The sequence below is a fragment of the Amycolatopsis sp. NPDC043885 genome, assembly GCF_056435685.1.
On sequence record NZ_JBWKEA010000005.1, the window covers coordinates 92,903 to 111,897 of the forward strand.

The window sequence follows — 18,995 nt, forward strand, 5'->3', positions numbered from 1 at the left end:
GAGGGTCCTTGTAGGCTGGGGGTGGGGGGGGGGGGGGGTGGGGGGTTTTTTGGGTTCCAACCCAAAACCCCCCCCCACGACCCCCTCGTGAACGCAGTCGGCTCCCGTCGGCCAGGACAACCGAGCGCGTGACCTGCGGCAACCCTCACCGCTTACGACCAAGACCCCCATCCACGATCAACTTAAGCCACGTGACATTGCGCTCTAACCGTCCTTGCCACTCACGGCAGTGACCCTCCACGTTCCGGCGCCCTAGGTACCTGACGGACCCCTTCATGTATTGCGGAAGGCGCGAAGGTCGAGTTTCCTCGGCTGAGCCGAGGGAAGGGGCCATTCACGCGCCGCTGGGCGCAGGTGGGGCGAACGTGACGATCGTCGAGTCCGTGAAGGCCTCCTTCCCAACTTTCAGGGTAGGGAAGGAGGCCTTCACGGACAGACATCCTGACGCCACGTTTGAAGCTTCTGAGACAGATCACCAGGAGAGAGCGACCGAAGTTTCAACCGAAGAATCAACGATACGCTTGAATCTCATGAGTCAAGACATCCGAGACTTCGTGACCCCCTCCTGCGACCTGCTCGCCCTGGGCGAGCCGACGCACGCGACCCCGGTCTTCGCGGACGTCCGCAACGCGCTGTTCGCCCAGCTGGTCGACCGCGGCTTCCGCTCGATCGTCCTCGAAACGGATCGCGTGGCCGCGCTCGTCGCGAACGACTTCGTCCGGAATGGCACCGGAACCCTCGACCTCGCGATGAGCGAAGGCTTCTCGCACGTCTTCGGCACTGTGGAGGCGAATAGGCGACTGATCGCCTGGATGCGCGAGTTCAACGAAAACCGGCCGCCCGAGGAGCGGCTTTCGTTCCACGGCTTCGACACCCAGACCGAGAACACTTCCGCGCCCAGCCCGCGGCCCTACCTCGAGTACGCCCGCGATTTCCTTGGCTTCGACATGGACATCGCGGGCCCGGCGGGCGACGACGAACGCTGGGGCCGCACGGAAGCCGTCATGGACGCGGCTTCGTCGCCCGGTGCCACGGCCGACGCCTACCGGCTGCGCGCGATCGCGGCCGACCTGCTCGCCGCGCTCCGCTCCCGGAAACCGGAACCGGTCACGGACGACTGGTCGCGGGCGGAGATCCACCTCATGGCGGGCATCGATCTGCTGCGCTATCACCGGCAATGCGCCGAACCGCTGGAGCCGCACGAGCGCTACGCGCCCCTCGTCGCGACCAGGGACGCCATCATGGCGCGGAACCTGCTGGACATCCGCGCCGCCGAAGCCTGCCGAGGCCGGACGCTGGTCTTCGCCCACAATCTGCACCTGCGCCGCCAGGCGAGCACGATGCGGGTGGCGGGGACGGAGACCACCTGGTTCCCCGCCGGTGCGCTGGTGGCTCCGCTGCTCGGTGACCGCTACGTCTTCGTCGCGACGAGCCTCGGCCGAAGCGAGGCCATAGCGCTTGAAGAGCCGGAGCCCGATACCTACGAAGGGTTCCTTCAGAAGCACGTCACCACGGACTGGGGCCTGCTCACCGCATCCGAAGTCCCGCCCGCGAGCGTCCGGACCGACCCCACCCCGCGGCAGGGTTACTTCCCGCTCGACCAAGGGATCCTGAACGACGCGGACGCGATTCTGCACGTCCGGTCCTAGCAGTCGAACCGGGTGACGCCTCCTGCCCTCGGAAGGCGTCACCCGGCCACGAGTACGCGCCGCCACCCCCAGTGCCGCTAATCCGGGGCGGCGCGAAGTCCGCTCACTTGAGCCGGAGTCAACACTTCGGTGCCATAACTTCGCCAAACGCCGCGGCCGGCGGTCGCCCCCCGGGCTAGGCCGAGGTCGCCCCGAAGCGGATCTTCGTCAAGGCTTCACGAGCCCGGTCCCGCTGGCGTCCGCTCTGATCCACGGCGGAAAGGTCCTTGAGCGCGCGCAATTCCCACACCGGGAAGCCCAGTTCCCGGAACAGCCCCGCCGCGGTCCGGAGCCCTTCGGCGGCTTCGGTCGCGACGCCTTCGTCGGCCCGCAGACGCCCGAAGCTGAGCAGGGCGTATCCACCGCCCCGGCGGTCTCCGAGGTCACGGAAGGTGCTCATCGCCAGGCTCAGGTGCTCGGCGGCGCGGCCGTGTTCACCCGCCAGGCGTAGCGATTCGCCGAAGCTCCGGTGCGTATAGGCGGCGGCATGCCGGTGCCCGACGTATTCGAACAGCTCCAGCGACCGCGAGAGGCATCGTTCGCTCTCCCCCGCGTCACCGGTCTTCGCGTGGAGATCGCCGAGGCTTCGGAGGACGTGCGCCTCCCAATGGCGTTCACGCGAGCTGCGCGTGCCGATCAGCGCGCTCGTCAGCAGCTCGCCTGCCTCGTCCATGCGGCCGTTCCGGCGCAGGACGTCGGCGTACCGCTTGGCGGACCTGTCGTGCTGCCGCCCGTCCTCACAATGGAGCGCGAGCAGCAGGCTCGCGTCGAAACATTCCTTCGCCCGGCGGAATTCGCCGAGGTCGTCCCACAGCGAGCCGAACTGGGCCGACGCCGTCGCCTGCCCGGCGAGGTCACCGCAATCCCGCAACAGGTCCAATGCCTCTCGCAGCGCGCGGACCGCCGCGCCAGTCCGCCCGGAGTCCGCGTCGACGTCGGCGAGCGCGATGAGCGCGGCCCCGGTGCCCGGATGGTCACCCACGGAGCGGAACCTGCCCTCCGCCAACGAGAAACAGGTCCGCGCCCGCGCCAGATCCCCCGCGTCGGCGTGGGCGTGCCCGAGCTTGAGCAGTTTCCCCGCCTCCGCGGGGAGATCGACACGATCACGCACGATGCCGAACCCGAGCCACGCCGGAGATCCGCCCTTCCTCGGGCCGACTAGATCGCTGTAGGCGTCGGCCAGCCGCATGGCCAGCTCGGTCCAACCGTGGTTCTTCGCGGTTCGGACGGCGAGCGCGAGGTTCGCGGATTCCACGTCACGCCAGCCGATCGGGTCGGCCGCGACGCGGTCCGAAACCGCCGCCGGGACGTCCGCTCGCCGAGACGGCGGGTACTTGGCGCCGAGGGCGGCGGAAGCGTGTTCGGCCGACGCCGCCATGACCGTCAGCGCGCGTCGGAGGGCTCCCGGATCCGGCGGTTCCCGGAGCGCGAGCCGGATCAGGCCCGGTAGCCGGTACCGGAGGACGCCCATTCGATCGGGCTCGGCCTGCAGCAGGTGGTCGTCCACCAGTTCATCGAGCAGTTCGGCCGCCTCGACGGCCGAACGGCCGAGCATGGCGGCCGCGAACCAGCCTGCGAACTCGGTGGCACCGGGGAAACCGAGTAATCGCAAGGATTCCCGCTGTCGTGGCGACAGCTCGGCGAGAGCGTCGGCGAGCACCGGCCGGACGGCGAGATCACCGGCGGCGAGTTCGTCGAGACGCAGGCGCTCGTTCTCCAGGCGCGCCGCGCACTCGACGACGCTCAGCCTCGGCCGCTGCAGCAGCTTCATTCCCGCGGCCCGCACCGCCAGCGCGAGACCGTCGCAGCAGGCCAGCACCCGGCGGACGGCTTCGGGTTCAGCGGACAACCGGGCCTCTCCGGCGATCGCGCCGAGCAGGTCCCGTGACTCCGCGTCGGGCAGCGCGCCGACTTCGACGGGCCTGGCGCCGACGAGCCCGGCCAGCCGCCGCCGCGTCGTGACGATCGCCGCGCAGCCGGGGCCGCTCGGCAGCAGCGGCCGCACCTCGGCCTCGGACCGGCAGTTCTCGAGGATCACCAGCAGCCGCCGGTCCGCGGTGTGGCTCTGCCACAACGAGATCCGCCCCGCCCGGTCGGCGGGGATCTCCGCTTCGGCGAGGCCGAGCGCGCGGAGGAACCCGGCGAGCACGTCGCCGGTTTCACGCAAATCGGCGACGAGCTGACCGTCCGGGAACCGCTTGCGCACCCGCCACGCGACTTGGACGGCCAGCGCGCTCTTCCCCGACCCCGCCGCGCCATGGAGCACGACCGGCGCCGGACCGCGCAGCGCGCGTCCCACGTCCGCCAGTTCCCTGGTCCTGCCGGTGAAATCCGGCGTCGCCGACGGCAGACGGCACGGCGCGCCGCCGCCCGCGGACCAGCCGGTGCCCGCGATCCGGCGACGGACCGCGAGCAGGTCCTCCCCCGGCGAGACACCGGCGTGTTCCCACAACGCCTGACGGCACCGGTCGAGGGCGGCCAGCGCCGCGTCCCGCCGCCCGAGCCCGTGCAGCGCCTCGGCCAGCCATCCGGCCAGGCGCTCGTCACCCGGCCGGGTGGCCAGTTCGGGTCCCAGCCGGTCGGCGACCGCTTTGTGGTCACCGGCCGCCAGTTCCAGCTCCACGAGCTTGCCCAGTACCGAACACCGCTGGTCCTCGAGCCACAGCCGGTGCGCCTCCACCAGCGGGCCGGCCGGAACGTCGGCGAAGGCCCGGCCACGCCACAACCCCAGCGCCCGTTCGAGCAACACCCTGCGCTCGGCACCGGTCGCCTTCGCGGCCGCGGCGGTCAGTTCGGAGAATGCCGTGACGTCCAGCTCCCCGTCCGAGACGGTCAGCCGGTAGCCGCTCCGGCCGGACCGCAGCCGCTGCCGGACGTCGTCCACCGGCACGCCGGGCGACAACGCCTTGCGCAGCTTGGAGACCGCCATCTGCACGACCGCGGCGGCACTCGACGGCGGTCCCTGCGGCCAGAGTTCGTCCACGAGGGTGTCCCGGTGGACGAACTCGTTCGGCCTGGCCAGGAGCACCGCGAGCACCCGGCGGGGCTGAGCCGCCGAAGGCAGCGGGACCGAGGCCGCGAGCGGGCCGAGCACCTTGAACTCCACGAACCACCTATCACCTGGACGGATGACCCAGAATGTAACCCGGCGCCGTCCCCGTGACAGCGACTTCTCACCCGGATGGCCGCCTTCTACTTTCCGGTGTGCGCGAGCAGCCTGTCCCGCAACGCGGGCTCGTCCGCGAGTGCCTCGTTCACCGTGTGCTCCAGAAGAGGCTTGAGATCCCCGTACGGCCGCTTAGACCAGTCCAGCGGCCCCTGTGGCGGCTCCGGGTCGTACTCGATGACGAACTGGATCGTCCGGGCGATCTCGGCGCCGACGAGCCGCTCGACCAGGTGCAGCGCGAGGTCGATTCCCGCCGACACCCCGGCGGCGGTGATCACGTTCCCGTCCTCGACCCAGCGCTCGGCGACGGGCTCCGCGCCGAAAGCGCCCAGCAGTTCACGGAACATCCAGTGCGTCGCGGCTTTGCGGCCCTTCAGCAGTCCGGCCTGCCCCAGCAGCAGCGATCCCGTGCACACCGAGGTCACGAGTTCCGCGTTCGCCGCGGCGGTCCGCAGGTACCCGACCAGTTTCTCGTCGGCGAGCGCCTTCAGCGTCGGCGCGGCGCCACCGGGCACGAGCAGCGCGTACGGCGACGGGACTTCGTCGTAGGTGTGGGTCGCCACGAGCTTCAGCGGGTTGTCGGTGGTGACCGCGTCCTTCGTCTCACCGACCACGACCGTCCGGTACTCCTGTGCCGTGCTCGCCATCCCGTCCAGCACGGTCAGCGGCCCGACCATGTCCAGCGGGGTCATCCCCGGGTACACCACGAACGCGATCGTCTTCTTGTCGTCTGTCATGGGACAACGGTGTCGCAGGCGCGGGACCGCGGCGGCCCGGATGTCCGGATTCCTGCGAACAACGTCCGACGGCCGGGCACTACTGGTAGCGTTCGATCATGCCGGGTTCACCCAGACGAGTGTTGATCGTCGGTTACAGCAACGCCGAGTTGCTCGACATCGCCGGTCCGTCGGACGTCCTGGACGCCGCGACCAAACTCGGCGGCAAGCCGGGGTACGAGATCATGCTCGCGAGCGTCGACGGGCGCGGTATCCGCTGCGAATCCGGGCTGACGCTGCAGGCCCAGCACCGGCTCGACCAGGTGACCGGCGAACTGGACACGCTGATCGTCGCGGGCGGCACCGGGCACGAGGCGGCCGCCGCCGACCAGAGGGTCGTCACCCATGTCCGCAGGCTCGCGCAGCAGAGCCGTCGCGTCGCTTCGGTGTGCACCGGCGCCACGGTCCTCGCCGCGTGCGGGCTGCTCAACGGGCGGCGCGCCACCACGCACTGGCGGTTCGCGAACCGGCTCGCGACGAGCTACCCGCAGGTGAACGTGGATCCGGTGCCGCTGTACGTGCGCGACGGCAACGTCTACACGGCGGCGGGGGTCACCAGCGGGATCGACCTCACCCTCGCGTTCGTCGAGGCCGACCACGGCCCGAGCGTGGCCAGGGAGGTCGCCCGCATGCTGGTGACCTACCTGCAGCGGCCGGGCAACCAGGCGCAGGTGAGCATGTTCCTGTCCGGCCCGCCGCCCGAGAACCGGCTCGTCCGCGACATCACCGCGTACGTGGCGGAGCACCTGGCCGACGATCTCGGCACCGCCGTCCTCGCCGAACGGGCCGGGATCAGCACCCGGCAGCTGACCAGGCTCTTCGACGCCCACCTGAGCACCACGCCCAGCAGGTACGTGCGGGCGGCGAGGACCGAAAACGCCGCGAAACTCTTGTGCGGCACCGAACTCCCGCTGACGTCGATCGCGAGGCGATGTGGTTTCGGTTCGACCGAGACACTGCGCCAGGCCTTCCTCGATCACTTCGACACCCCGCCTTCGGCCTATCGCCGTGTCCACCTTCGGCAGGCGTTCGGCTAGGCCGTGTGCGGCGCGCGGCGCGGACTGTGGAGGATATCCGGGTGAACCGCCGCGACCTCTCCGACGACGACACCGGCCCGATTCGCCGGGTAACGGACACCCAGTCCGATCGTTCGCCCGGAACGTCCCGTTCGCCGCGCCGGACTCCCCCGCCCGAGGGGGCGCGGCACTCCCGTCCCCCGGCACAGCGGCCGCGTCAGGCGGAATCGGGCAGACGTCGCGCCCCGGAACCGAAGCCCGAACCGGTCGGTCACGGGCATTCGCACGGCCACGGGCCGGCGGCACCCGCGTCGCACCGGGTCCGGCTCCTGCTGATGTGGCTGCTGATCCCGCTCGCCGTCGCCACCGCCGTCGGCATGATCGTGCTCTACCCGTGGGGCGAGGATCCGGCGAAAAGCGTCTTCCCCCAGGGAACCCCGGTGGACGCGACGGTCGCCAAGACGATCACCGGCCCGTGTCTCGCCGAAGGGCAGGTGCAGGTCGGCGAACCGCCGCCGGACGCGAAGCCGTGTCTCACCAGTGAGCTGACGATGACCGACGGCCCCGGGGCCGGGAAGTCGTTGAAGCTGACGCTTCCCATCGAGCCGAGCACACCGCGGTTCGCCGCGGGCGACGAGGTGGTGCTGTCCTACAACGGCGGCGACGTCGCGAACCCGGCGTCATTCCAGATCGTCGATTTCCAGCGCGGTACGCCGTTGCTGCTGCTCGCCGGGCTGTTCGCGCTCGCGGTGATCGTGCTGGGCCGGTGGCGGGGTCTCGCGGCGCTGGTGGCGCTGGGGCTGAGCTTTTTGGTGCTCGCGTTCTTCGTGCTGCCGTCGATCCTCGCCGGGGAAAGCCCGCTGCTGGTGGCGATCGCGGGCGCGGGCGCGATCATGTTCGTCGCGCTGTACCTGACGCACGGGCTGTCCGCGAGAACCTCGGTGGCGGTGCTGGGCACCTTGGTGAGCCTGGTCCTGATCGGTGTCCTGTCCGCGATCTTCTCGGCCGCGGCGTCGCTGACCGGGCTCGACGACAGCACCTCGCAGCTGATCGGGTCGCTCGGGCACGGGATCGACGCGCGTGGTCTGCTGCTGGCGGGCGTCGTGATCGGCGCGCTCGGCGTGCTGGACGACGTCACGGTGACGCAGACGAGCGCGGTGTGGGAGCTCCGGCGGGCGAATCCGTCGCTCGGCTGGCGTGAGCTGTACGGCGCGGGCCTGCGGATCGGGCGCGACCACGTCGGCTCGGCGGTCAACACGCTCGTGATGGCGTACGCGGGGGCGGCGCTGCCGGTGCTGCTGTACACGTCGCTTTCCGGAGTCGGGCTCGGCTCGATCCTCGGCGCGGAGAACATCGCGCAGGAGATCATCAGGACGCTGGCCGGAAGTGTCGGCATCGTCGCGGCGGTCCCGGTCACCACCGTGCTGGCGGCGCTGATCGCCTCGCGGGAGCCCCAAGAGTCCCTGTAACCACAAGCGCGAGCCCGCCGCGCGATCACGGGCCGGAGTCGGGTACGAAGAGGCCGCACCCGAGGTTCGCCGCGTGATCGGAGGGGCCATGTTCGACGTTTTCGGCGCTGCGTTCGCCGTCCCCAGACAGCTGACCGCCGTCGCACGGCGCGTGCTCGTCTCGACGCGGAAGCCGTCGAGGCGGTGCCCAAGATCGCCGCCGCGGGCGAGTTGCCGGAGATCGTCTACCAGCTGGAGGAGATCAAGGTGCGGCTGGAGACCCGCACCGAAGCCTCGTGAGTGGTAAGGACGGTTCTAACCGTCCTCACCACTCACGAGGCCGAACGTCTCCCGCGAACTTCAGTCCAGCGTCGCCACGAACCGGCTGACCGCCTCCATCGTGAACCGCTGGATGTACTTCCCGGCGGGCGCCGCCGAGGCGAGCCGGTAGAGCGGCCGCTCCGCCGCCGCGTCCCCGCGCGCCTCCGATTTCAGCTGGGCCACCAGCAGTTCGGAGAACACCAGGCCGTTCGCCTCGGTGTTGTTCAGCAGCGCGTTCGCCAGCTTGCGCAGCTGCAGGATGCCCAGTTCCCGGCCGCCCGCACCGGAATAGACGGCCAGGTCGACCTTCGCGACCTTGCGACGCTTGCCGGCGTTGACCAGCAGGCTGACCGTCCGGGTGCCGCGCACGTCGCTGATCACCAGGTCGATGCGCTCGGCCGCGGTCAGGTCGATCCGCCGCACACCCCAGGTCCGCACGATGAGCGTGTCGCTTTCGAGCCAGACGCGGCGGCGCAGGTTGTAGAACATGACGTAGAGCAGCGGTACCGCGATCACGCCGGCGACCACCAGCCCGGCGATCTCACCGCCGATCAGTCCCGCGATCCCGCCGAACGCGGCCGCGAAGATCACGACGCCGGCGACGCTGGAGCAGCCGCGCCTGCGGCGCAGCTTGGGGTCGTCGTGGAACAGCGGGAGACGTTCGGGGGTCTCCGGGGTCCCGGTCGGCTCGGTCATCACACGCCCGTCCCGGCCAGGAACGGGTTCCCCGCCCGCTCCTGCCCGATCGTGGTAGCCGGGCCGTGGCCCGGGAGGACGACGGTGTCGTCGGGCATCGTCATCACCTTGGCGCCGAGCGATCGCACGAGTTCGGCGCCGTCCCCGGCGGACCGGCCGATCGAACCGGCGAACAGGCTGTCCCCGGTGAGCACGATCCGGCCGCCCTCGGCGGAGGTCAGCCCGAACACCACCGAACCGGCGGTGTGCCCCGGTGTACCGGAGACCGTGATCTCCAGTCCGGCCAGCCCGAGCGGGCCATCGGCGAGTGGCACGATCCCGTCCTTCCGTTCTCCGGCGTCCCGGCCCAGGAGTGGCCGGTCCGCCTCGTGCAGATAGAGAGGTATTCCGTGGCGCGCACCGATCTCGTCCGCCGAAGCGACGTGATCGGGGTGGCCGTGGGTGGCGAGCATCGCGACCGGCGTCAGGCCGTGCGTGGAAAGCGCGGCCTCGAGCGGTTCGACGACGTCCTCCCCGGGATCGACGATCACGCACTCCCCGCCGCCTTCAGGGGCGAGCAGGTAGCAGTTGGCTTCGAGGGGGCCTGCCGGAAAACCGACAACCAGCACGAAACGCCTCCTCAGTTCTTCCGCCGAACAGGTGACAGGATGGCCCTGATCACGATCAAGTAAGCCTAGCGGCCCCTGTACGGGGGCCTCACAGGCTGTGCCAATAGACTCCCGCTACCTCAGACGTGTGACATCGAGTGGAAACCGGGAGGGCGGGTGCCGACCAACCAGCAGCGCCGCGAAGCCGCGAAGCGCAAGCTCGAGCGACAGATCGTGCGACGGGCCGAACAGGCCAAGCGGCGCAGGATCGTCGGCTCGGTAGCGGTCGTCGGTGTCGTCGCCATCGTGGCGGGCGCGGTGTGGTGGATCGTCAGCAGCAACAGTGGTGACGATGCCGCCTCCGACGCTTCCCCCAGCTCGGCTCCTCCGACCCCCGAGGTCACTATCCCCACGGAGCGCACTCCGATGCCGAAGCGGCCGACGCCGCTGGCGAACCCGGTGGCCTGTGACTACAAGGACGACACCAGCAAGCCGGCTTCGAAGAAGGTGAACAAGCCGGAAGGCAAGGACGTCTCCTCGAACGGCACGGTGAACGTCGTGCTGAAGAGCACCGCGGGCGACATCCCGCTGACGCTCGACCGGGCGCTCGCCCCGTGTGCCGTGCAGAGCTTCATCAGCCTCTCGCAGCAGGGCTACTTCAACGACACCAAGTGCCACCGGCTCGGCACCACCGGCCTGCAGATGCTGCAGTGCGGTGACCCCGAGGCCAGCGGCATGGGCGGCCCGGGCTACACCATGCCGGACGAGGCGTTCAAGGAGATCAAGTACGGCCGCGGCATCCTCGCGATGGCGAAGACGCAGCAGCCGAACTCCGGTGGCAGCCAGTTCTTCATGGTCTACGGCGAGGCCGAACTGTCCCCGGACTACTCGGTCTTCGGCAGCATCTCCGACGAAGGCCTGAAGGTGCTCGACAAGGTCGCCAAGGCGGGCGCGAACGCGCAGGCCGGCAACGGCGACGGCACCGGCCCGCCCAACACCGAGGTCAAGTTCACCGGCGTCACGGTCAACGCCTGACGTGAAGCTGGAAGTCAACGGCGCTCCCGCCCGGTCGGAAGACCTGGCGGGAGCGTTCGGCTATGGCCACTTCACCGCGATGCAGGTCCGCGGCGGCAAGGTCCGCGGTCTGGACGTCCACCTTCGCCGTCTCGCGACGAGTACGCGGCGCATGTTCGCCCACGACCTCGACACCGAGGCGGTGCGCGGGTACGTACGGCAGGCCATCCGGGGTGAAGACGCGTTGTCCGTGCGGGTGCTGATCTTCTCCCGGGCGTTGGACTGGTCCGATCCCGGCGCGCCGGCGGCACCGGATGTCCTCGTCCGGATCGGGCCGCCCCGAGAGCACGAGATGACACCGTTGCGCCTGCGGTCCGTGCGCTACGAGCGGGTGCTCCCGGAGGTCAAACACGTCGGTACGTTCGGACTGCTCCACCACACGCGCGAGGCGAAGCTGGCGGGATACGACGACGCGCTGTTCGTCGACTACCAGGGCCGGGTCAGCGAGGCGTCGATCTGGAACGTCGGTCTCCTCGAAGGCGGCACTGTGGTCTGGCCGCAGGCACCGGTGCTCGACGGCATCAGCCAGCAACTCGTGCGTCGCGGCCTCGAGCACAACGGGATCCCCCAGGAGATCCGCGACGTCCGCCCCGCCGATCTGCCGGGGTTCGACGCCATGTTCTTGACCAACTCGGAGTCGATCGGCTGGCCGGTGGCATCGGTGGACGACGTCGTGCTGCCGTTCGCGCCGGAGACCGGCCGGATCCTCGCCGAAGCGTACGAAAGCAATCCCTGGGACGAGATCTAGCTCGCCCCGGATTCGGGTCCGTGAAGGCCTCCTTGCCTACCCTGAAGGTAGTGAAGGAGGCCTTCACGGCGAAGCGGCTCGGATCGCTCAGCGGTAGGTGAACTTCGGCGGCCGCCGCGCCAGAAACGCGGCCACTCCCTCTGCGTAGTCCTCGCCGTGCAGGGCACCGAGCCGGATCTCGTCGACCTCGGTATCGGATTCCTGCTGTCCCGCCACGATCTTCTCGATGATCCGGTTCATCCCGCGCACCGACGCCTGCGAACGCGACGCCAGCGTGTCGACGAACTTCCCGGTCGCGGCCTCCAGCTCATCGGCCGGGAAGACGTCGTTCAGCAGCCCGATCTCCCGCGCCCGCCGCGCGTCGACGAGTTCACCCGAGAGCAGGAAGTACTTCGCGTGCGCCGGGCCGACCAGTGAGACCAGCTGCCGGGTCGAGTCGAAGTGGTAGACGATCCCGAGCTTCGCTGGCGTGATGCCGAAGCGCGCGCCCTCGGCGGCGAAGCGGAAGTCGCAGGCGACCGAGATCTGGCATCCGCCGCCGATGCAGTTGCCCTGGATCATGGCGACGGTCGGCTTCCGCGACGCCGTCAGCGCCGCCACCGCGCCGTCGACGGCCTTGTCGTAGGTCTCGGCCGCGTCGGCGGTGGATCGCAGCTCCTGGAACTCGCTGATGTCCGCGCCCGCCGAGAAGTGCGCGCCCGCGCCGGTCAGCACGAGGACCTTGATCGCCGGGTCCGCCTCCACCCGCGCCACCACGTCCGGGATCGCCGACCACATCCCGTAGGTGATCGCGTTCATCTTCTCCGGCCTGGTGAACGTCAGCCGCGCGACCTCGCCGTCGCGAGTGAACTCGAACCCGTCAGTCATGTTCCGAACCTAACCGGATGCCGCGGGCGATCACGAAGCCGAAGTGACCCGATACACGTCGTAAACGCCTTCGACACCTCGGACCACCTTCAGCACGTGTCCGAGGTGCTTCGGGTCGCCCATCTCGAACGAGAACCGGCTGACCGCCACCCTGTCGCGTGACGTCGTGACCGACGCGGACAGGATGTTGACCTTCTCGTCCGCGAGCACCTTCGTGACGTCCGAGAGCAGGCGGTGCCGGTCCAGCGCCTCGACCTGGATCGCGACGAGGAATACCGAGGACGCCGACGGCGCCCACTCGACCTCGACGAGCCGTTCCGGCTGAGCCCGCAGGTCGTCGGCGTTGGTGCAGTCGGTCCGGTGCACGCTGACACCGCCACCGCGGGTGACGAAACCGAGGATCTCGTCACCGGGCACCGGCGTGCAGCAGCGGGCGAGCTTCGCCCAGACGTCGCTGGCGCCCTTCACCACGACACCGACGTCGTTCGAACCGCGGCGGCGGGTGACCGTGGACGGTGTCGCGCGCTCGGCGAGTTCCTCCTCCGCCTCGTCGACCCCGCCGATGAGCGCGACGAGCCGCTGCACGACGTGCTTCGCGCTGGTGTGGCCCTCGCCGACGGCCGCGTACAGCGAACTGATGTCGGGATGCCGCAGTTCAGTGGCGACCGCGCCCATCGACTCGGCGGAGACCAGCCGCTGGATCGGGAGGCCGACCTTGCGGACCTCCTTGGTGATGGCCTCCTTGCCGCCTTCGATCGCCTCGTCGCGGCGTTCCTTGGCGAACCACTGCCGGATCTTCGCGCGGGCCTTGGGCGAGCCGGCGAACTGCAGCCAGTCGCGGCTCGGACCCGCCGTCTCGGCCTTCGAGGTGAAGATCTCGATGACCTCGCCGTTCTCCAGCTTGCGCTCGAGGGCGACGAGCCTGCCGTTGACGCGGGCCCCGATGCAGCGATGCCCGACCTCGGTGTGCACGGCGTAGGCGAAGTCGACCGGCGTCGAATCGACCGGCAGCGTGATCACGTCACCCTTGGGCGTGAACACGAAGATCTCGCGCGAGGCGAGCTCGTAACGCAGTGACTCGAGGAAGTCCCCCGGGTCCGCCGCTTCACGCTGCCAGTCGAGGAGCTGGCGCATCCACGCCATCTCGTCGACATCCATGGCGTTCCCGTTGTGGGTGCCCTTGGTTTCCTTGTACCGCCAGTGCGCGGCGATGCCGTATTCGGCGGTGCGGTGCATCTCGTAGGTCCGGATCTGGACTTCCAGCGGTTTGCCGTCCGGCCCGATCACCGTGGTGTGCAACGACTGGTACACACCGAACCGAGGCTGCGCGATGTAGTCCTTGAACCGGCCGGGGACCGGCTGCCACAGCGCGTGGACGACACCCATCGCGGCGTAGCAGTCGCGGACGTCCTCGACCAGGATGCGCACACCCACCAGGTCGTGGATGTCGTCGAGGTCGCGGCCGCGGACGATCATCTTCTGGTGGATCGAGTAGTAGTGCTTCGGCCTGCCCTCGACCTTGGCGGTGATCCGCGAGCCTTCGAGATTGCCGGTCAGCTCGGTGATCACCGACCGCAGGTACGTGTCGCGCGAAGGCGCGCGATCGGCGACCAGGCGGACGATCTCGTCGTACTTCTTCGGCTGCAGGATGGCGAAGGCCAGATCCTCCAGCTCCCATTTGACCGTCGCCATGCCGAGCCGGTGCGCCAGCGGGGCGAGGACCTCCAGGGTCTCGCGAGCCTTGCGGGCCTGCTTCTCCGGCGGCAGGAAGCGCATCGTGCGCATGTTGTGCAGCCGGTCGGCCAGCTTGATGACCAGCACGCGCGGGTCGCGCGCCATCGCGATGACCATCTTGCGGATGGTCTCGGCCTCGGCGGCCGTGCCGAGCTTGACCTTGTCCAGCTTGGTGACGCCGTCGACGAGCTCGCCGACCTTCTCGCCGAAGTCGGCCTTCAGGCTCTCCAGCGAGTAGCCGGTGTCTTCGACGGTGTCGTGCAGTAGCGCCGCGACCAGCGTCGTGGTGTCCATGCCGAGCTCGGCGAGGATGGTCGCGACCGCGAGCGGATGCGTGATGTACGGGTCGCCGGACTTGCGCCGCTGCTCCCGGTGGAGCTCTTCGGCGACGTCGTAGGCGCGCTGCAGCTGCGCGAGATCCGCGTTCGGATGCAGCTCGCGGTGGATGACGGCGAGCGGTTCGAGAACCTGCTTGACCGGCGCGGCGCGCTGTGCGGTGATCCGGCGGGCGAGGCGGGCGCGGACACGGCGTGTCGCGGACGGCGTCGGCGCTGCCCCCTGTCGCGCCGCACCGTTCTGCTCGGTGCCGTCCTTCGAGGACACCGCGGCATCGAGCTCTTGGCTCACCCGCACCTCCTGCGCTTCGTGCGGCCTTCGGACATCAAGGGTAACCGCTCCCCCTCGCGGCCCACTTGGTGCGCCCGCTCAACACACCCGGAGGGCCTCCACGCGACGTCCCTCAAGCACGGAACGACCACCGAGCGCGCCGAGTTCCATGACCACCGAAACCCCGGTGACCTGCGCCTTCGCGTCCTCCAGCAGTTTGCAGGTGGCCGCGACCGTGCCACCGGTCGCGAGCACGTCGTCGAGGACCGCGACACGCTGGCCGGGCCCGACCACGCCTTCGGGGAGTTCGACGGTCGCGGTGCCGTACTCCAGCGTGTAGCCGACCCTGCCCGCGACCCGGGGCAGCTTGCCGGGCTTGCGGATCAACGCGACGCCGAGACCGCGGGCGTAGCCGACGGCGGCCGCCAGCAGGAACCCGCGCGCTTCCACACCCGCAAGCACGTCGGCGTCGGGATCGACGGTGGCGGCCAAGCCGTCGGTGACGGCCTTGAAGCCCGCCGCGTCGGCGAACAGCGGGCTCAGGTCCCGGAACAGCACGCCGGGTTCGGGGAAGTCCGGCACGTCGGCGATGAGGTCGAGTGCCTTGTCCAGCTCCATGTACTTCCTGCTCTCCTGTCGTGCTTCCGGTCCCTGAACGCTAGGAAAGGTCCTTTCATTGCAAATTTTGCAATGAAAGGACCTTTCCTAGCGTTTGACGGCCGGGACTACCTCTTGCGCTTGCCCGACGGACGGCCCTTGTGGGCCTTCTGGTTCCTGGCGGGGACGCTCGCCGCGGCGGCGTACGCCTTCTCCTTGCGGAGTTCGGCGGCCAAGGCGTCCTCGTCGTTCGGGTCGAAGTCGTCGTCGCGCTCGGCGGCCTTGCGGGCCTGGTTCGCGCGCCGCGAAGCGACCCGATCGGCCTGCTGCCGGTACTTCGGGTCACGCATCTTGAAGTCGACCAGCAGCGGGGTGGCCAGCGCGACCGACGACAGCACGCCGACCACGGTGCCGGTGAGCTGCACGAGCGCGAGCTCCTGCAGGGTGCCGGAACCGAGCAGCAGGTACCCGATCACCAGCAACCCGAGGATCGGCAGCGCCGCGATCAACGACGTGTTGAACGAACGCATCAGCGTCTGGTTCAACGCCAGGTTCGCCGCTTCCGCGTAGGTCCGGCGGGTCAGGCCGAGCAGACCGCGCGTGTTCTCGCGGACCTTGTCGAACACCACCACCGTGTCGTACAGCGAGAACCCGAGGATCGTCAGCAGACCGATCACCGTCGCCGGCGTGACCTCGAAGCCGATCAGCGAGTAGACACCCGCCGTCACCACGATGTCGTTCAGCAGGGTGACCAGTGCCGCGGCCGCCATCCGGGGGTCGAAGTACAACGCCAGGAACAGCGTGACCGCCAGCAGGAAGACTCCGAGCGCGATCAGTGCCTGCCGGGAGATCTCCCCGCCCCAGGACGCGCTGACCGCGCTGTCACTGATCGCCTGGACGCTCGGCTGACCGCTGGATCCGATCGGGCCCAGTTCCTGGAACAGGGCCTGCTTCACCTTGGCGACCTCGGCCGCGTCCAGAGTGTCCGAGCGGAGCTGGATGGTCGACGCGACACCGGTGCCGACCTTCTGCGCCTCGTCGGCCGGCTTGCCCAGCGCGTCGGCGAAGACCTCCTTGGCCCGCTCTTCGGTGATCTGCCCACTCTTGCCGTTGGCGGGCAGCTGGATCTGGGTGCCGCCTTCGAAGTCGATGCCGAAGTTGAAGCCCTTGACCCCCATCGAGGCGATGCACACCAGCACCAGCGCGCCGAAGAAGAGGTACCAGCGCTTGCGGACTCCGACGACGTCGAATACGCCGGTGCCCACGTACATGCGGCGGAAGACGCTCTCGTGCTTGTTATCGGTGGTGTTCTTGTCGTCGACCACGGTCACGCCTCCTTCACGTTCGTACGGCCGGGAACGGCGCGAGCGGCCTTGCGGTCCGAACCCACCTGCTGCACGGCGCCGAGGCCGAGGTTCTTGGGGTTGGACAGGAATTTCGACTTGGACCGGGACACCATCGCGACCAGGGGGTGCGTGACGAGGTAGACGACCACGAGGTCGAGGACCGTCGACATGCCGAGGGTGAACGCGAAGCCCTTCACGTCACCGACGGCCAGCAGGTAGAGGATCGCCGCGGCGAGGAAGCTGACCGCGTCCGCGGCGAGAATCGTGCGCTGGGCTCGGGACCAGCCACGCGGGACCGCGGACCGGAACGTCCTGCCCTCGCGGATCTCGTCCTTGAGCCGTTCGAAGTAGATGACGAACGAGTCCGCGGTGATACCGATCGCGATGATCAGGCCTGCCACGCCGGCGAGGTCGAGGGTGTACCCGATCCACCGCCCCAGCAGCACCAGGACCCCGTACACGATGGTGAACGACAAACCGAGCGACAGGATCGTCAGCAGGCCGAGCAGCCGGTAGTAGAACATGCAGTAGATGAACACGGCCAGCAGGCCGATACCGCCGGCGATCAGGCCCGCCTGCAGCGACGCGAGGCCCAGCGTCGCGGACACCGTCGTCGCGTCCGAGGACTCGAACGAGAGCGGCAGCGAACCGTACTTCAGCACATCCGCCAGGTCCTTCGCCTCGGTCTGACTGAACCGGCCGGTGATCTGGGTCTGGCCGCCGAGGATCGCGGACTGGATGGTCGGCGCGGAGACGACCTGCGTGTCGAGGACGAACGCGGCCTGCTTCTGGACGTTCTTCGAGGTGAAGTCGCCCCAGATCCGGGATCCGTCACCCTTGAAGTTCAGGTTGACGACCCACTGGGAGTTCTGGGTGTCGTAGCCCGAGGAAGCGTCGGAGATCTCGGTTCCGGGCAGGAACTCCGGCTCCAGCAGGTACTTCATGGTGTTCTTGTCACCGCAGGCGACCAGCGGCTTGTCGGTGAGGTCGTTGCCGACCAGCGGGTCCGCGATCTTGGGGTCGCAGTTCAGGGCCGCGAAGGCCTTCTCGGCAGCCGCGGCCTGCTTCGCCTGGTCCGTCGAAAGCAGATCGGGGTTCTGCCGGACGTTCCGGGCTTCCTCGATCTCCCTCTTCGTCTTCTCGTCCGCGTTCTCGTCCGGCTGCTGCTGCGGCGCACCGGCGGCTCCACCGCCACCGTTGGCCGGGCTGCTCGGCGGGGCGCTCGCGCCCGGCGAAGCCGGCGGTGCCGAAGACGGCGTGCCGGAAGCGGGCGGGGCCGACGGCTGCTGGACCGGGGTCACCGGCTGCGACGTCACGACCTTCCGGAAGCCCAGCTTCGCGGTCTTGCCCAGGGTCTTGGCCTGGTCGCCCTGCTCACCGGGGACGGTGATGACGACATTGCTGCCGTCGAGGACGACCTCGGTGCCGCTGACGCCGATACCGTTGACCCGGCGCTCGATGATCGAGCGGGCCTGTTCGAGGGACTCTCGCGGGGGGTCGCCGCCGTCGGGGTTTCGGGCGGAAAGGGTGACCCTCGTGCCGCCTTGCAGATCGATGCCGAGCTTCGGCGTCGGCTTGCCGCTACCGGTGAAGAACACCAGGGCGTACAGCGCCACCACGATCAGGGCGAAGAAGGCGAGATAGCGTCCCGGGCGGAGATGCCCGGCCGGTGCGGCCACTGTGCTTCGGTCTCCTCGGACGGACTGGGTGTTCCCCAATGGACTTGGCTGTTCACCTACCGGACGGGAGTCCGGTGGTACCGCGAACCTGCCTCGATGACGATGCCCGGTGAACGGGCACGACTATGACGACGGACACGCACGCAGCACCGAGACACTACTCGGTGCTGCGTGAGCCCGGCGTTGGCCCCACACCTACGAAAGTCTGGTGTCGGGGATGGCCTTACAACCGCTACTTCTTGCCGTGCTCCAGCGGAGGAGCGACCTGCGCGCCCGACTTCTCCTCGACGCGCTCGTCGTCCTTCGACTCGATGGCCGGCTCCTCGACGACGGCCTCGTCGTCGATCGTGTCTTCGTCGGTCTCGACGACCGGCTCGACCTTCTCGCGGACGGCCTGGCGCAGCCAGGTGGTCACGACGCCCGGAGCGATCTCGAGGTCGATCGTGGTGTCGGCGGAAGCGTCGGCGACAGACGCGTAGAGACCGGAGGTGGTCATCACCCGGTCACCGGGAGCCAGACTCGAGAGCAGCTCCTGCTGCGCTGCCGCCGCCTTCTTCTGCTTACGGGTGCCCATGACGAGCGGAATCGCCACAACGAGCATCAGGAGCAGCGGCAGCAATAACTGGTTCATGATTCTCCATTTCGA

The 18,995-nt window shown here is 69.2% G+C and carries 15 protein-coding genes; 5 read left to right on the forward strand and 10 right to left on the reverse strand.

All coding sequences use genetic code 11. From position 1 onward, the window contains the following. Window positions 1–530 precede the first annotated feature (530 nt). Complete coding sequence (locus tag AC069I_RS17845) at window positions 531–1,649, forward strand: erythromycin esterase family protein (protein WP_478265867.1); 1,119 nt, start codon at window positions 531–533, stop codon at window positions 1,647–1,649. 175 nt (window positions 1,650–1,824) lie between these two features. Here the strand turns inward: AC069I_RS17845 and AC069I_RS17850 are convergent, their stop codons facing one another. Both AC069I_RS17850 and AC069I_RS17855 read right to left on the reverse strand, forming a co-directional pair. Then, window positions 1,825–4,794, reverse strand: a complete 2,970-nt coding sequence (locus AC069I_RS17850) for an AfsR/SARP family transcriptional regulator (protein WP_478225957.1) — start codon at window positions 4,792–4,794, stop codon at window positions 1,825–1,827. A gap of 86 nt (window positions 4,795–4,880) precedes the next feature. Continuing rightward, window positions 4,881–5,591 (reverse strand): DJ-1/PfpI family protein, encoded by a 711-nt coding sequence (locus AC069I_RS17855; RefSeq protein WP_478225956.1) that lies wholly within the window; start codon window positions 5,589–5,591, stop codon window positions 4,881–4,883. A gap of 98 nt (window positions 5,592–5,689) precedes the next feature. Here AC069I_RS17855 and AC069I_RS17860 point away from each other — a divergent pair, with 98 nt between their 5' ends. Beyond that, the gene (locus tag AC069I_RS17860) at window positions 5,690–6,667 is read left to right on the forward strand and encodes a GlxA family transcriptional regulator (RefSeq protein WP_478225955.1); all 978 of its coding nucleotides are present in this window, start codon (window positions 5,690–5,692) and stop codon (window positions 6,665–6,667) included. Between the two features lie 41 nt (window positions 6,668–6,708). After that, complete coding sequence (locus AC069I_RS17865) at window positions 6,709–8,115, forward strand: YibE/F family protein (RefSeq protein WP_478265868.1); 1,407 nt, start codon at window positions 6,709–6,711, stop codon at window positions 8,113–8,115. A 339-nt stretch (window positions 8,116–8,454) separates the two neighbouring features. Here AC069I_RS17865 and AC069I_RS17870 read toward each other — a convergent pair whose 3' ends face one another. Continuing rightward, window positions 8,455–9,111: a hypothetical protein gene (locus AC069I_RS17870; protein ID WP_478225953.1), complete on the reverse strand. Its 657-nt coding sequence runs from the start codon at window positions 9,109–9,111 to the stop codon at window positions 8,455–8,457. Continuing rightward, window positions 9,111–9,719, reverse strand: coding sequence for an MBL fold metallo-hydrolase (locus tag AC069I_RS17875; protein WP_478225952.1), 609 nt, complete (start codon window positions 9,717–9,719; stop codon window positions 9,111–9,113). Before AC069I_RS17875 ends, AC069I_RS17870 begins: the two co-directional genes overlap by 1 nt. A gap of 156 nt (window positions 9,720–9,875) precedes the next feature. On the opposite strand from AC069I_RS17875, the gene AC069I_RS17880 reads away from it, so the two are divergent. Further along, window positions 9,876–10,733: a peptidylprolyl isomerase gene (locus AC069I_RS17880; protein ID WP_478225951.1), complete on the forward strand. Its 858-nt coding sequence runs from the start codon at window positions 9,876–9,878 to the stop codon at window positions 10,731–10,733. A 1-nt stretch (window position 10,734) separates the two neighbouring features. Next, window positions 10,735–11,520: an aminotransferase class IV family protein gene (locus AC069I_RS17885; RefSeq protein ID WP_478265869.1), complete on the forward strand. Its 786-nt coding sequence runs from the start codon at window positions 10,735–10,737 to the stop codon at window positions 11,518–11,520. An 87-nt stretch (window positions 11,521–11,607) separates the two neighbouring features. On the opposite strand, the gene AC069I_RS17890 is transcribed toward AC069I_RS17885, so the two are convergent. The 6 genes from AC069I_RS17890 to yajC all read right to left on the reverse strand — a co-directional run bounded on the left by AC069I_RS17890 (window position 11,608) and on the right by yajC (window position 18,980). Then, window positions 11,608–12,387 carry an enoyl-CoA hydratase/isomerase family protein gene (locus tag AC069I_RS17890; protein WP_478265870.1) on the reverse strand — a complete coding sequence of 260 codons (780 nt, stop codon included), beginning with the start codon at window positions 12,385–12,387 and terminating at the stop codon, window positions 11,608–11,610. Window positions 12,388–12,417: 30 nt separating this feature from the next. Then, on the reverse strand, window positions 12,418–14,748 hold the full coding sequence (locus AC069I_RS17895; RefSeq protein WP_478225948.1) for a RelA/SpoT family protein: 2,331 nt from the start codon (window positions 14,746–14,748) through the stop codon (window positions 12,418–12,420). A 78-nt stretch (window positions 14,749–14,826) separates the two neighbouring features. Then, window positions 14,827–15,345 (reverse strand): adenine phosphoribosyltransferase, encoded by a 519-nt coding sequence (locus tag AC069I_RS17900; protein ID WP_478225947.1) that lies wholly within the window; start codon window positions 15,343–15,345, stop codon window positions 14,827–14,829. A 107-nt stretch (window positions 15,346–15,452) separates the two neighbouring features. Continuing rightward, on the reverse strand, window positions 15,453–16,595 hold the full coding sequence (gene secF, locus AC069I_RS17905) for a protein translocase subunit SecF (protein ID WP_478226161.1): 1,143 nt from the start codon (window positions 16,593–16,595) through the stop codon (window positions 15,453–15,455). 56 nt (window positions 16,596–16,651) lie between these two features. Beyond that, window positions 16,652–18,349 (reverse strand): protein translocase subunit SecD, encoded by a 1,698-nt coding sequence (secD, locus tag AC069I_RS17910; RefSeq protein ID WP_478225946.1) that lies wholly within the window; start codon window positions 18,347–18,349, stop codon window positions 16,652–16,654. Between the two features lie 232 nt (window positions 18,350–18,581). Next, window positions 18,582–18,980 (reverse strand): preprotein translocase subunit YajC, encoded by a 399-nt coding sequence (gene yajC, locus AC069I_RS17915; RefSeq protein WP_340681465.1) that lies wholly within the window; start codon window positions 18,978–18,980, stop codon window positions 18,582–18,584. Between the last annotated feature and the right edge of the window lie 15 nt (window positions 18,981–18,995).

Bases quoted from the DNA above. Each gene is read 5' to 3' on its own strand.
- AC069I_RS17900 (WP_478225947.1), bottom strand. From the start codon at position 15,345: ATGGAGCTGGACAAGGCACTCGACCTCATCGCCGACGTGCCGGACTTC.
- AC069I_RS17870 (WP_478225953.1), bottom strand. From the start codon at position 9,111: ATGACCGAGCCGACCGGGACCCCGGAGACCCCCGAACGTCTCCCGCTG.
- AC069I_RS17890 (WP_478265870.1), bottom strand. From the start codon at position 12,387: ATGACTGACGGGTTCGAGTTCACTCGCGACGGCGAGGTCGCGCGGCTG.
- secF (WP_478226161.1), bottom strand. From the start codon at position 16,595: ATGTACGTGGGCACCGGCGTATTCGACGTCGTCGGAGTCCGCAAGCGC.
- AC069I_RS17845 (WP_478265867.1), top strand. From the start codon at position 531: ATGAGTCAAGACATCCGAGACTTCGTGACCCCCTCCTGCGACCTGCTC.
- AC069I_RS17855 (WP_478225956.1), bottom strand. From the start codon at position 5,591: ATGACAGACGACAAGAAGACGATCGCGTTCGTGGTGTACCCGGGGATG.
- yajC (WP_340681465.1), bottom strand. From the start codon at position 18,980: ATGAACCAGTTATTGCTGCCGCTGCTCCTGATGCTCGTTGTGGCGATT.
- AC069I_RS17860 (WP_478225955.1), top strand. From the start codon at position 5,690: ATGCCGGGTTCACCCAGACGAGTGTTGATCGTCGGTTACAGCAACGCC.